Source organism: Arthrobacter sp. sptzw32 (genome assembly GCF_059089735.1).
Window position 1 is genome coordinate 484,479 of the sequence record NZ_JBNHEZ010000003.1, and the last position, 12,491, is coordinate 496,969.

The window sequence follows — 12,491 nt, forward strand, 5'->3', positions numbered from 1 at the left end:
GGATCAGGCGGTGATGTCCCGCCGGCGAAGGGAGTAGGCGGCGATGGCGGCGCCTGCGGCGGCAACGACAACCAGCCCCAGCGCCCCTGCCTGGTTAAAGGCTTCCACAGGCATGGCGGACGAGTGCCGGAACGGGCTCAGGTCCTGCAGCCATACCGGCAGGGCGAACAACTCACCGAACTCGCCCACAATGATCCCCGCCGCAAGCATCCCCCACCCGAGCAGGATGGCGAGCCGGGGTGCAACCGCAAACGAAACCGACGCGGCCGCCAGGAACACCAGTGCTGCGGGAACATGCGCCAGCGCCGCCGGAACCAGAGACCAGACCGGACCGTCCGAGGTGCCGGACAGCGCCAGGCCGACGGCGGCAGCGACACCAGCGGTTGTGGTGACGGCCGCTGCGGACAAGGCAGCGATGACCAGGTTCGCGCCAAGCCAGCGGACCCGGGTGACCGGCGCGGAGAGCAGGAGCTCCGCCCGGCCTTCGGCCTCCTCCGCGCGCAGCCGCAGCACCGCCTGGATGCCCGCGGCCGCCGCAAACACCCCTGCCACGCCAAGCAGGGCGGTGACGAAAATGTCGATCAGCCCTGCCCGGCCGCCGGGAACAAGCCGGGCAATGAGGTCCCTCAGGGGCGCCAGGCCGGACACGGTCTCGGAGACAGCCGGTCCAAGGGCACCTGCCACTGCCCCCAGGACCGCCGCCCCAACGCACCAGCCGGCCACTACTCCCCGTTGCAGGCGCCAGGCGAGGCCAAAGAATGAGGTGCCGCCCACCCCTGCCCGTTCCCTGCCCGGGAGCTCGGGCAGCATGCTCGCCCCCAGGTCCCGCCGTCGTCGGATGAGCACCGCAGCAGCCCCCAGAGCCAATCCGGCAGCAAGCGGCACCAGCAGCGCGGACAGGTCCGGGGCAGTGAACGGCCGGGAGCGCTGGCCCCAGCCAATGGGCGACAGGAGCGACGGCCAGGCACTGGTCACGTGCAGCAGATCCGCCGCTGGAGTGCCCAACGCGTCCCCGACGCCGCGGAGCAGATAGGCCACACCCACAAGGCCCGCGGCGGCCCCGTTTGCGCTCCTGCCCGAGGGCAGGACCTGGGCAACCACGGCGGCGAGACCAACAAAGAAAACGCCGACAACCCCGACGGCGGCAGCGGCGGCCACGGCACCGGCAGCCGGCAGCCCGGCCGCGACGAAAGCAGCCGCAACAAAGGCGGCCAGCAGCAGATTCGCGGCCGCACCCAACAGAAGCGTCGCCGCCAAGGGTGCCGTTCGCGGCACCGGAACCGCCCCGAGGAGTTCGGCCCGTCCGAGCTCCTCGTCTGCGCGGGTGTGCCGCACCACCAGGAAAGTGCTCATCAGTCCGGCCAGGACCGCCGTGAAGGCGTAACCCTGGAAGAACACCACGGCACCAACGCCGGTCCCGTCCGGCAGGCCGCGCAGGAAGAGGAAGGCCGGGTTCGATGCCGCCAGGGCCAGGATCGCGGCCTGCGCCGCCTCGTCCCCGAACTGCGTGGCGACAGCCTTTGACGTGGCAAAACTGAGCAGCGAGATGCCCAGGATCCAGACCGGCAACGTAACCCTGTCCCGGTGCGCCTGGGACAGGACCAGCCGCAGCATGCCGCCCATCACTTGACCTCGCTGTCCACACGGTCCTTGCCGCCGTCACCGTAGTGGCGCAGGAACAGGGATTCAAGGGACGGCGGGGCCACCGACAGGCCGCTGACTCCCGGCTCCGCGATGCCGGCCAGGACGGACCCGAGGTCCCCGGCGTCGGCATCAAACTCCGCTGCTCCATCAGCGATGCTGACCCCATGCGTGCCAGGCAACGCCGCCAGCCGTGCCGGATCAGCGAGACCCGTCACGCGGAAGTGTGTGCGCTGCAGGTGCCGCAATTCGCCGAGCGTCCCGGTTTCCACGGTGGCTCCAGACCGGATGATGGTCACGCGGTCGCAGAGCTGTTCCACCTCGCTGAGGATGTGGCTGGACAGCAGCACAGTGGCCCCGTCCCTGCTGACTCTTTCGATCTGGCGGCGGAACACCGCGTCCATCACCGGGTCCAGTCCCGCGCTGGGCTCATCCAGCAGATACACGCGCGCGGGCCGGGCGAACGCTGCAATGAGAGCCACCTTTTGCCGGTTGCCCCGTGAGTAGGTCCGCGTTTTCTTCCGCGGATCAAACTCGAACTCCTCGATCAGGTCGCGGCGCAGCTTCCCCTCTGCGCCGCCGCGGAGGCCGGTGACCAGATCGATGACTTCCCCGCCCGACAGGTTGGGCCACAGGCTTATATCACCCGGGACGTAGGCGATCTCCCTATGCACCGCGACAGGGTCCGCCCAGGGTTCTATCCCATGGACCCGCGCTGTTCCCGCAGTAGGGCGGATAAGCCCCAAGAGGATCCTCAGCGTAGTGGATTTGCCGGCGCCGTTGGGGCCGAGGAAGCCGTGGACCTCGCCCGGGTTCACGATCAGGTTCAGGCCATTCAGGGCCCGGGTCCTGCCGAAGTTCTTGACCAGTTCCCGCACTTCTACGACGGGTTGTGCTGCTGAATCCATCTGCGTCCGCTCCTCAGGTCGTCATACGAACGCCCGAGGCGGCGCCGGGGCGTTCCGCAGGCATCGCCTACGGGCCGACCAGGCTTCCCGGCTCTCCGATCCACAGCATACAAGCGCAGGAACGGGCTAGGAAGACCGCAACATCCTGTTAGCCGCCAGTCCGCCCGCAAGCCGTCCGGGGCCGCCGGCTGTCATGCCACAAGCTTGGCCACCAACTCCCCGCGGCTGCCCACGCCCACCTTCCCGTACAGCGATTTCAGGTGGTCATGCACGGTGTGCGGGGAGATGAACAGGTGCCGGGCGATGTCCGCTGTCGGGTTCCCGGCCAGCACCTCCAGGCAGACCTCGCGCTCGCGGGCGGTGACCCCGTAAGCCATCAGCAGCAGGCCGGCCAGGTCGTGGGTGGTGGCCGGCTCCACTGTGACCACCATCTGCCCGGGATCGTCACCGGTGATTAGGCGGCTGGCCTGCAACACTACCCAGTTGTTCCCGGCGTCCCGCATCCTGGCCCGGGCCGTTCCAGACGCGGCGGCGTGCGCCTGCGCCATCACCGAGTACAATGTCATGCTGAACCGGCCGGGCGCCGCCTCCTCCACTTCGGCCAGCCATTCTGCGGCGGCGGTGGTGGCCGCCCGCAGCTCGCCGTGCTGCCCGGCCAGGACGATCACCGGCCCGACGGCGGCTGGCCCCGTCTGGTGCCGTACCCGGACAGCGATCCTGGTTGCCGCTGCCAGGGTTGCCGCCACTGCGCGCAGGAACTCCACCTCGCGGTCCGTGAAGTCGTGGCCGGCGTCCCGGAAGATGCTTCCGACTCCCCAGCACGCGTCGTCTATCCGGAATGCTGCGCGCAGCTCGTGTTCCAGCCCTTGCGGCTTCAGCAGTTCGTTGATCCGGACGCTGCGGACCACGTCCCGGTGCGGGGCGTCCGAGATCCTCGCGACGGGCTGGGGGCGCCGCAGCAGCTCAACGAACCTGTTCGGTTCCTGGCCGGTGTACTCGGTCTCGGCGAAGCGGAGGGCGTACTCCTCGTACTCGGCCTCGCCCACGGGCCACGGCCGCCAGTTGGTTACGGAGGTCATCACCAGGGTCTCGGGGTCGACGGCGGCCCAGCAGCCCTGCTCGAACGGCACCTCCCGCTGTACGACGGCGAGAGCCGAGGCGTGCAGGTCGGCCGGGTTCATTCCGCTGGCGGCGAGGGCGGCGATGTCCCGCCGGGCATGCTCAGCGCGCTCCTCCCACATAGCTCCAGTATCCGCCCACGGGGTGGCAGTGCAATCCCCTAATTTGGGGGTTCCTCACGCACCCCGGAACCCCCGGCGCGGGGATCGCGGCCGGTCGCGCCGGCGTCGTACTTTTTCTTTATGAACGCCGTCTCCCAGATTTTCGCGGTACTCGCCGCCGTGATCTACATCGTGGTGTTCCCGCTGGAAAGCTTCCTGATGCACCGGCCGGGGGCGCAGAAGTTCCTGAGCACGCCGCCGCAGAATGTTCCGGCCGTGATGATGTGGGCCATCCCCACAGGGTTCCGCAACCTGGTAATCGGCCTGGGGGTCCTCGCCGGGGTGGTGGCGGTGAACACCGGTTATGTGGTGGTGGGCTACACCCTGGTGATCTATTGCTGCCTGAACATGGTGCTGACCGCTCCGGCCATGTTCTTGGCGGACATGCAGGGCCACTACCCCCGGAAGGGCGACAGCATTCCGGGTACCCTCGGCGCCACTGTACCGGCCCTCATCGCACTGATTACATTGCCGCTCTGACCTGGCCCTGCCTGCTACGCCACCGACGCCGTGGACACTCTCGGAACAGAATATCCACGGCTTTTTCAAGTTGCCGGTGACTGGCACTCGCAGGCGACGCCATCGAAGTCACCATCCAGTCCCGCCCCGATGGCTGGTGGGCAAAGGCTTAAGTGCGCTGGGACAGGTTGAGGATGTTGCCCTCACTGTCCAGGAACCAGGCGGACTTTCCCCAGTCGTCGGTGGCAAGGCCGTTCTCTGTCTTCAAGCCGGGCTGGTCGTAATCCTCAAACACAACACCCCGGCTCCGCAGTTCCTCCATCTCCCGTTCGATGTTGTCCGTCTCCCAGCCCATCTGGGTGTTTTTTGCTGTCCCTGCGTTGTCTGTCTGATAAATGAGGAAGCCCGTTCCATTGCCGCAGCGGTACAGGAGGCTGTACTCCTCCATGGCTTCCGAGGACTCAAGTCCCAGCTTGGCGCGGTAGAAATCCCTCGCCCGGTTGATGTCCTTCGCGGGCAGGACAGCCATGATTGCAGAATCCTTGAGCATGATGATCCCTTTGTGCATTTATTCGCGTTGGCGGCGTTGCTCTCCCCCGTTCGCGGTTCCGGAACAACAGAAACGGACCCGCGTAGCCGTCCGTCCGCCGAGTGTCAGGGCGGCCACCTGGGACTCTGAAGCGCCCCGCCAGCCGTCATCGGCGCGAGGGTCCCCGAAGCTTACGTGCCCATTATGGAACTGTTCGAGAGCGACGGAAATAGGGTTTTGTCCTCTTTCCCGCTGCTGCTGCCAGCCTTAGAGTTTCGACAGGCCCACCTGCCGGACCTATTACCGGAGCACCTTGGGAAAGGAATTGCGGTGGACAAGTCAGTCCCGCTGGAGCGCATGGTGTTCTTCAGTGACGCGGTCTTTGCCATCGCGTTGACCCTGCTGGCCCTGGACCTGAAACTGCCGGTGGGAATCCCGCCGGAGCGCCTGAACGTTGAACTGGTAGGCGCCCTCCCGGAGCTGTTCGCCTTTGTGCTGTCCTTCATCATCATCGCCCGGGTGTGGATGTCCCACCACACCGACTTCTTCCGCATCCGGGAATTCAGTTCAAGGCTGGCCTGGCTGAACATGCTGCTGCTGTTCTTCATCGTGATGCTGCCCGCCACCACGTCGGTGCTGAGCGACTACGGCGGCAATCCGAGTCCGTGGCCGAGCGTGCTCTACGCGGCCACAATCTCCGGCGTCTACTTCACCCTGGCCGGTATGTGGAGTTACGCCTGGCGCAAGGGCCTGACAGATGACACGGTGGATGACCACGAGCACCGGCGGGTGTTCCGGGCCCGGATGACGGCGCCGGCGGTGTTCCTGCTCAGCATCCCGGCCGCGTTTTTCCTCACCAGCAACACACCGTATTTGTGGTTCCTGATTGTGCCCGCCGCCCTCATCTCCCGGCGTCTGTCCCGCCGCAAGGCAAACCTGGGGTAATAACCGCGGACACTCTGGAAGAGTTCGTATGCTGGCCGCTGAGTCCCGCCGTCGGGATCCCTTGCCCGTCCGTTCCCTTAGGCCTTGTCGCGGGCTTCCCGCAGATGCTGCTCAAGTTTGGCCTCCGCGTCCCGCCGCCGGTAGCCGATGGAGCGGGCCTGTTCAGCCGTGGGATGGCGGTGCTCCCGCTCCCAGGCGTGGTCATTTACCCCGGTTACAGGCACGGCGTCATTGTCCAGTTGGTTGTTATCACCCATACCGGATGGTCTCACACACGCGGGCGCGCGAACAGGCCAGCACGCAGTCGCCGCAGACATTAGGGGGAACGGGCGGCGCGACTGCCACCGGCCCCGGCTGCCGCCTTCCGCCGGATATCGGCCGGCTTCGGCTGTGTCAGAGGTACTGGCCGGGAAGCTCGACGTCGTCTCCCGGGTTTGGTTCCCCGCTCGCGCTCTGCCCGGGAGTGCCGCCCTCCAGCAGGACAGCCGGCAGGCTACCGGGTGGATCAGGGAGGGGAAGCTGCAGGGGTGCCAGCATCTGCTGCGTTGCTGCCTGCCTCGCCTCAAGGCTCGACTGGATGTCCTGCACAAGACCGTCAATCCACCCGGAGAGCTGCGCCTGTCCGATCCGCAGTTCTTCCTGCGACACGGAAGATCCACTGGTCAGCGGCTGCCACAGCCGCTGCAGTTCAGCTGCCGGGCCCGGCGCCAGGCCGTCCCGGAGTTCCTCCACGGAGCGCTGGTGAACGTGCGCCAGCCTTAACCTTGCGTTGTCATTCAGCGGTCCGGTGCGCACTTCGTCCAGGAGCCGGATGAGGCTGGTCCCGACACGCACCACCTTCGCCGGGTCTTCGGCCAGGCCTCCGAGCAAGCTGCCGGCAAGGCCGTCGCCGCCGTGATCATGGGGCGCGCTTTCGGGTCCGGTACTCATGGTGCTTCCTCTCAGTCCGCCTGACCGTTTCCGGATGGGGTTGGTACGGCTCAGCAACGCCACGAATGCGGACGCATCAAGGTAAGCCTACTTACTATCGGTCTCTTGGCCGCATTGTTGCGCCGAAGCCCCTACGCGGCCTCGGCAGTTCACGACGTGTCAGACGGCGGGCGCCAGGTTTCTCTGAACCCTTGGCGCCCCTGGTGGCTACTTTCGGATTTCCGCCACCCGCAGCCGGACCATCTCCGCCACTACGTCATCAGGTACGGGGTAGTCGGGCGTGAACCGGACGGTTCCCTTGGACAGCGAGTATCCACCGAGCTGAGACGCGACTGCCTCCACCACTGCGGGCGAGAACGGGAAGATGGACAGGTGCCTGGCTGCCGCCACCACACTGATCAGGGGCTTGCCGTCCAGCTTCAGGGCCGGCATCCCGTAGCTCATACCCTCCTCGGTGTCCGGAGCGATGCCCCGAGCAACGTCTATGACGCGCTGAAGGCAGCTTTTGTCCGGCTCGGACGTAGCTGCGAGGGAATCATCAACAGCACCCATGCGGTCATCATAGCGCCGCCAAGCGCGGACGGCGGCGGACGTCTCCGCCTGCTCCCGGCCCCTTCCCCTCCCGGCTTCACCACGGAATCATAGGCTGTGAATTCGCCTTCGTTGTGCAAAGGCGCCCCGCGGAAGGAATTCAAGGATGAGCTACGAAACGGACCCCCGGGTGGACGACTACATCAACCCCCTCCCGCCCTGGCAGCAGGATATTTGCCGGAAGGTGCGCGACCTTGTCCACGCTGCAGATCCGGGCGTTGAGGAAACCATCAAACGGACTGTTCAGCCGTACTTCGTCCTGCAGGGCAACATCTGTGCGCTGCTCGCGGCCAAGGACCATGTGAACGTTTTCCTGTACGACGGCGGAATCGCCCCCGACCCGCATCACATCATCACCGCCGGCCACGGCAACAAGACCGGCCGGACAATCTCCTACCACGAGGGCGAACCCATCAACGAGGAAGCCCTGCTGGAGATGTTCCGGGCGATCATAGCCAACAACCGCGCCGGCGGCTGGCGGAAAATTAAGGCGGAGCAGTAGGCGCCCCGGTTCGTCCCCTGAATAGAGCAGGGAATACCCGAGGGACTTTCCTGCCGGGGGGTGACGCACGTCAAGGTTCCGGTCCTTGTGGCCCCGCCAACAAGGCAGCATGCTTATTAGCAGAACTAATTAGCATTGCTAAACATCTTCGGGAGGCGCATCGCGGGCGTGAACACCAAAATCAAGGACACAAAAGCTGAACAATCAGCCAGCGCCGACAACCTGGCGATAGACCTTCGTACGGCCGTGATGCGCACATCCCGCAGGCTCCGCGTGGAAGCAACCGGCGATGTCATCACCCCCGGCCAGTACACGGTGCTGGCCCAGTTGAACGCCAACGGGGCGCAGACCCTCCGCGCACTCGCCGACCGGGAGCACGTGCAGGCCCCCTCCATGACACGGATAGTCAACGCGCTCGCAGAGCAGGGCTTCGTGTCCAGGTCCGCAAATCCCGACGACGGCAGGCAGGTCCGCGTGGAGATCACCGATGCGGGCCGTGCAGTACTGGCCGAAGCCAGGAACCAGCGGACAGCGTGGCTGGCCCAGCGGGTGGCGGGCCTGAGCGAAGAGGACCGGATGGTCCTCAGCCGCGCGGCGCACCTCATGCAGGAGATGAGTGGCAAATGAGCGCCATGTTCGGGGCTTTGGAAAACCGCAACTACCGGATCTGGGCCGGCGGGGCGCTGGTATCCAATGTGGGTACTTGGATGCAGCGGGTGGCGCAGGACTGGCTGGTGCTCACGGTCCTCACGAACCACTCGGGGGCTGCAGTGGGCATCACCACTGCCCTTCAATTCCTTCCCATGCTGCTGCTCGGCCCGTACGGCGGAGTGCTGGCGGACCGGTACCGGAAGCGGAAAATCCTGCTGTGGACGCAGGTTGCCATGGGACTCACCGGCTTGGCGTTGGGACTCCTGGTGGTGACCGGCACCGCCCAGCTGTGGCACGCCTACCTGGCAGCCCTCTGCCTTGGAATCGCCGGTGCCATTGATGCACCGTCCCGCCAGGCGTTCGTTTCGGAGCTTGTGGGACAGGACAAGATCTCCAACGCGGTGGCATTGAACTCCGCTTCGTTCAACACCGCGCGCCTCACCGGCCCCGCCATCGCCGGTTTGCTGATCGCCTGGGTGGGCACCGGCCCGGTGTTCCTGATCAACGCCACCAGCTTCGCCGCCGTCATCATTTCGCTGTTCCGGATCCGCACTCCGGAACTGGCCCCCGCTGCCCAAGCCAGCCGCGGGAAACACCAGGTCGCCGAAGGCGTGCGCTACGTCCGCCGAAGGCCCGATCTCGTCCTGATCATGGTCCTGGTGGGTATCCTTGGGGCCTTCGGCATGAACTTTCCCATCATCAACGCGCTGATGGCGACCGTCGAGTTCGGGATGGGCCCCGGCGAGTTCGGGCTCCTCGGCTCCATCATGGCGGTGGGCACACTGGCCGGCGCGCTGCTCGCCGCCCGCAGGGCGGGGCCGCGGCTGCGGTACCTGCTCGGCGGGGCACTCGGGCTCGGGTTGTTTACACTCCTGGGGAGCGTGTCGCCGTCGTTCTGGTTGTATGCGGCGGTGCTGATCCCTGTGGGCTTGGCGTCCATCACATTTTTGAACAGCTGCAACACCAGCATCCAGCTCTCGGTGGAACCCCAGTTCCGGGGGCGTGTACTGGCCCTGTACCTGGCGGTTTTGCAGGGCGGAACAGCCGTGGGGGCGCCGCTGATGGGCTGGATCGGCTCGGAGTTCGGCGCGCGCTGGTCCGTGGCGGCCGGCGGTGCGGTGGTTCTGGTGACTGCGCTCTTCGCCGTGATCGTGGTCAGCCGCCGGAGCAGCATGAGCCTCCGGGACAATCTCCGGATTGTGTTCCGGAGGCGGCGCCAGCCCGCCCTCTAAGAGCGGCGTGCTGTCGGGCGCGTTCGTTGGCGGGGAAAGAGAACTGCCCTTTATTTCCCTGCTGCGGCGATGGCCCGGCGGACTGCCCTGCCGGCCACGGAGACCAACGGCACCAGGCACACCAACGTGGCAATCGTGTTCGGTTCGAACACAGCTCTTCCCTTGACGGTGCGGTAAACACCGAGCGGGAGCACTGCTCCCCCACCGCCGCCGCCGGACGGGCCGCCTTCGGATTCGCTGCCGCCGCCGAAACCAAACCAGACAAGCGCCACCGGGATGATCTCCTCCCCGCCCACGTTGAGAGGATCCCCGTAAGCCTTGGAAACACTCATATTCCTGAAGGTCTCCGCGAGGGAGGCCAAGGTATCAGCCATGGACTGATTTTACCGCCGGCGCAATGGCGCGCCCATGACGCACTCTGCGGCTCACCGGATTATCGGCCGGCGCGCTGAGGCTGGCCCAGCACCACATTCACCGGTTCCTTACCTTCCAGCATCAGCCCGATCTGCTGCCTGATCAGCCGGACCATCCGCGGGAACATCGCCGAGCTGGCCCCGCCCACGTGAGGCGTGATCAGCACGCCCGGGGCAGTCCAAAGCGGGTGTCCGGCCGGCAGCGGTTCCGGGTCCGTGACGTCAAGAGCAGCCCGCAAACGGCCCGACGAGGTCTCCGCCAGCAACGCCTCCGTGTCCGCCACCGGGCCGCGGGCAACGTTCACCAGCAGGGCGCCGTCGGGCATGGCAGCCAGGAACTTCCGGTCCACCAACTGCCGGGTCTGCTCGCTCAGGGGAACGCTGACCACCACGATCTCGTGCAGGGGCAGCTGCTCGTACAGGGAGTCGATCCCGAAAATTTTTCCACCGGAGTCCTCGCGCTCGCGGCTGCCCATCCGGGTGACCTCGGTTTCGAAAGGAAGCAGCCGCGCCTCGATGGCCTTGCCCACTCCCCCGTAGCCCACCAGCAGCACGCGCCGGTCGGCCAGGCTGGGCCGCTGGCTGTTGTCCCACGTCCCGCTGGCCTGGTTCCGCACAAAGTCCGACATTCCGCGCTGGCTGGCGATCATCATCCCGACGGCAAGCTCCGCCGTCGACGTCTCATGGACGCTCGCCGCGTTGGCAAAAACGGAACCGCTGGGCAAAACGTCCTCGACGCCGTCGTACCCGATGGACTGGCTCTGGATCAGGCCAATCGCCACAGACTCCAACGCAGACAGCACCTCCGGCCCCCGCATATAGGGCGGCACCACGATGTCAAACCTCTCTGCGGGAGCAGGGCCGGCGAAGTCCCACAACAGGAACTCGACGCCGGCAACCGGCTCAAGCGCCTCCAGCAGTTTCTGGTCGGGCACAGAGACCCGCAGCGGGGCCGTCACGCTGCCAACCTCTGTTTACCGTCGGCGGCCACCACTACCTGCTCAGCTGGATTCATAAGGGCGAGTTTAGTACCGGGCTGCGTTCCAGACCCTCCCGACCAGCACGCTGGACCTACACACCCCGCCGGGCTCCGAGTCAACTTCGACCCCTCCGCCGTAAGTTGGTAGAGGTTAAGGGATGCATGACCTTCTGAATCCCGCTCTGCCCTTCATTGCCGTCACGCTTGCTGTGGCCGCAGGTTTGGTCCTGTCCTGGCTGCTCCGCAAGCTTGTCCTTCGCCTCAACCGCAAGCGTCCGGAGCTGCAGGCCACCTCCCGGGTGGCCCGGCAGCCGTTACGCCTGGCCCTCTGTCTCATCGGCGTCCGGACCGCGCTGGGACTGACGGCCGGAGGTGAAGGCTGGCTTCCCGCCGTCAACCACCTGCTGGTAATAGCCCTGATTGGTTCGCTGGCGTGGCTGGCCGTGGCGGTACTGCTGATCATCGAAGCGGTGGTGCTGGGCCGTTACAGCGTGGACGTGGCGGACAACCGGCGGGCCCGCCGGCTTCGGACCCAGATGATCCTGGCCAGGCGGATCGGCGTGGCACTGGTGGTGGTCCTCGCCGTCGGGTCAGTCATGCTCACTTTCCCGGCCATCCAGGCACTGGGGGCCGGGCTGCTGGCCTCCGCCGGCGTGATCTCGATCGTGGCCGGCCTCGCCGCACAGACCTCGCTGGTGAACGTCTTCGCCGGCATGCAGCTGGCTTTCACGGACGCCATTCGCGTGGACGATGTGGTGGTGGTCCAAAAGGAATGGGGCCGGATCGAAGAAATCACCCTCACCTACGTGGTGGTGCACATTTGGGACGACCGGCGCCTCATCCTGCCCTCCACCTACTTCACCACTACACCTTTCGAGAACTGGACCCGCCGCCAGTCGGAGGTGATGGGCACCGTGGAGTTCGACCTCGACTGGCGCGCCCCGGTTGAGGACATGCGCACGGAACTGCGCACGGTCCTGGCCGGAACGGACCTGTGGGACCAGCGCGTGGGCATCCTGCAGATCACTGATGCCACGGGCGGGTTTGTCCGGGTGCGAATCCTGGTCAGCGCAGCGGACAGTGCAGCGCTCTTCGACCTGCGTTGCCTCGTCCGCGAAGCCATGGTCGCTTTCCTGCAGCAGGGCCATCCGGAGGCGCTCCCCCAGCAGCGCTGGACAGAGGCGGCGTCCGACGGCGGTTCCTCCTCCCGCCGTCAGCAGCCGCTGCGCGGACTGGGAACCTCCGCCCGGGACGGTTCGCGCGCTCCGGCAGATCCGCACGAATCGCAGCTCTTCACGGGTTCGATCGAGGCTGTGCAGCGCTCCCGCGCCTTCACCGGCCCGGGCGAGGACGTCTTCCAGGACCGGGACCAGACGATGGCGTCGAGGAATTGAAAGACCCTTGATAGGTGACCGGATGGTCACCTATCAT

15 protein-coding genes are annotated in these 12,491 nt (G+C 66.3%); 6 read left to right on the forward strand and 9 right to left on the reverse strand.

The window, feature by feature from the left end; translation table 11 throughout:
- Positions 1 to 3: 3 nt before the first annotated feature.
- From AC5RVN_RS08760 to AC5RVN_RS08770, 3 genes are all read right to left on the reverse strand, one after another.
- Entirely contained in the window at positions 4 to 1,623 is a 1,620-nt protein-coding gene (locus tag AC5RVN_RS08760; RefSeq protein ID WP_494137677.1) for an ABC transporter permease, read from the reverse strand.
- Complete coding sequence (locus AC5RVN_RS08765; RefSeq protein WP_494041224.1) at positions 1,623 to 2,549, reverse strand: ABC transporter ATP-binding protein; 927 nt, start codon at positions 2,547 to 2,549, stop codon at positions 1,623 to 1,625. The genes AC5RVN_RS08760 and AC5RVN_RS08765 overlap by 1 nt, the downstream gene beginning before the upstream one ends.
- Positions 2,550 to 2,740: 191 nt before the next feature.
- Positions 2,741 to 3,790 carry a helix-turn-helix transcriptional regulator gene (locus tag AC5RVN_RS08770; protein WP_494137678.1) on the reverse strand — a complete coding sequence of 350 codons (1,050 nt, stop codon included), beginning with the start codon at positions 3,788 to 3,790 and terminating at the stop codon, positions 2,741 to 2,743.
- A gap of 120 nt (positions 3,791 to 3,910) precedes the next feature.
- Between AC5RVN_RS08770 and AC5RVN_RS08775 the strand changes: the two genes are divergently transcribed.
- Positions 3,911 to 4,309 carry a DUF1304 domain-containing protein gene (locus tag AC5RVN_RS08775; RefSeq protein WP_494137679.1) on the forward strand — a complete coding sequence of 133 codons (399 nt, stop codon included), beginning with the start codon at positions 3,911 to 3,913 and terminating at the stop codon, positions 4,307 to 4,309.
- Between the two features lie 148 nt (positions 4,310 to 4,457).
- Here the strand turns inward: AC5RVN_RS08775 and AC5RVN_RS08780 are convergent, their stop codons facing one another.
- On the reverse strand, positions 4,458 to 4,838 hold the full coding sequence (locus AC5RVN_RS08780) for a VOC family protein (RefSeq protein ID WP_494137680.1): 381 nt from the start codon (positions 4,836 to 4,838) through the stop codon (positions 4,458 to 4,460).
- A gap of 309 nt (positions 4,839 to 5,147) precedes the next feature.
- Between AC5RVN_RS08780 and AC5RVN_RS08785 the strand changes: the two genes are divergently transcribed.
- Positions 5,148 to 5,762, forward strand: coding sequence for a TMEM175 family protein (locus AC5RVN_RS08785; protein ID WP_494137681.1), 615 nt, complete (start codon positions 5,148 to 5,150; stop codon positions 5,760 to 5,762).
- 77 nt (positions 5,763 to 5,839) lie between these two features.
- Here AC5RVN_RS08785 and AC5RVN_RS08790 read toward each other — a convergent pair whose 3' ends face one another.
- The 3 genes from AC5RVN_RS08790 to AC5RVN_RS08800 form a co-directional block, all read right to left on the reverse strand.
- Complete coding sequence (locus AC5RVN_RS08790; protein WP_494041229.1) at positions 5,840 to 6,019, reverse strand: hypothetical protein; 180 nt, start codon at positions 6,017 to 6,019, stop codon at positions 5,840 to 5,842.
- Between the two features lie 136 nt (positions 6,020 to 6,155).
- A complete protein-coding gene (locus tag AC5RVN_RS08795; protein WP_494137682.1) occupies positions 6,156 to 6,692 on the reverse strand; it encodes a proteasome activator in 537 nt (178 codons plus the stop codon).
- 207 nt (positions 6,693 to 6,899) lie between these two features.
- A complete protein-coding gene (locus tag AC5RVN_RS08800; RefSeq protein WP_494137683.1) occupies positions 6,900 to 7,244 on the reverse strand; it encodes an iron chaperone in 345 nt (114 codons plus the stop codon).
- A gap of 145 nt (positions 7,245 to 7,389) precedes the next feature.
- Between AC5RVN_RS08800 and AC5RVN_RS08805 the strand changes: the two genes are divergently transcribed.
- The 3 genes from AC5RVN_RS08805 to AC5RVN_RS08815 all read left to right on the forward strand — a co-directional run bounded on the left by AC5RVN_RS08805 (position 7,390) and on the right by AC5RVN_RS08815 (position 9,668).
- Positions 7,390 to 7,785: a DUF1801 domain-containing protein gene (locus AC5RVN_RS08805; RefSeq protein WP_494041232.1), complete on the forward strand. Its 396-nt coding sequence runs from the start codon at positions 7,390 to 7,392 to the stop codon at positions 7,783 to 7,785.
- 249 nt (positions 7,786 to 8,034) lie between these two features.
- On the forward strand, positions 8,035 to 8,412 hold the full coding sequence (locus AC5RVN_RS08810) for a MarR family transcriptional regulator (RefSeq protein WP_494137711.1): 378 nt from the start codon (positions 8,035 to 8,037) through the stop codon (positions 8,410 to 8,412).
- A complete protein-coding gene (locus tag AC5RVN_RS08815; protein ID WP_494137684.1) occupies positions 8,409 to 9,668 on the forward strand; it encodes an MFS transporter in 1,260 nt (419 codons plus the stop codon). The genes AC5RVN_RS08810 and AC5RVN_RS08815 overlap by 4 nt, the downstream gene beginning before the upstream one ends.
- A gap of 50 nt (positions 9,669 to 9,718) precedes the next feature.
- On the opposite strand, the gene AC5RVN_RS08820 is transcribed toward AC5RVN_RS08815, so the two are convergent.
- Both AC5RVN_RS08820 and AC5RVN_RS08825 read right to left on the reverse strand, forming a co-directional pair.
- Positions 9,719 to 10,042 (reverse strand): hypothetical protein, encoded by a 324-nt coding sequence (locus AC5RVN_RS08820; protein WP_494137685.1) that lies wholly within the window; start codon positions 10,040 to 10,042, stop codon positions 9,719 to 9,721.
- Between the two features lie 59 nt (positions 10,043 to 10,101).
- Positions 10,102 to 11,040: a 2-hydroxyacid dehydrogenase gene (locus AC5RVN_RS08825; protein WP_494137686.1), complete on the reverse strand. Its 939-nt coding sequence runs from the start codon at positions 11,038 to 11,040 to the stop codon at positions 10,102 to 10,104.
- Between the two features lie 178 nt (positions 11,041 to 11,218).
- On the opposite strand from AC5RVN_RS08825, the gene AC5RVN_RS08830 reads away from it, so the two are divergent.
- Entirely contained in the window at positions 11,219 to 12,454 is a 1,236-nt protein-coding gene (locus tag AC5RVN_RS08830; RefSeq protein WP_494137687.1) for a mechanosensitive ion channel family protein, read from the forward strand.
- Positions 12,455 to 12,491: the final 37 nt, after the last annotated feature.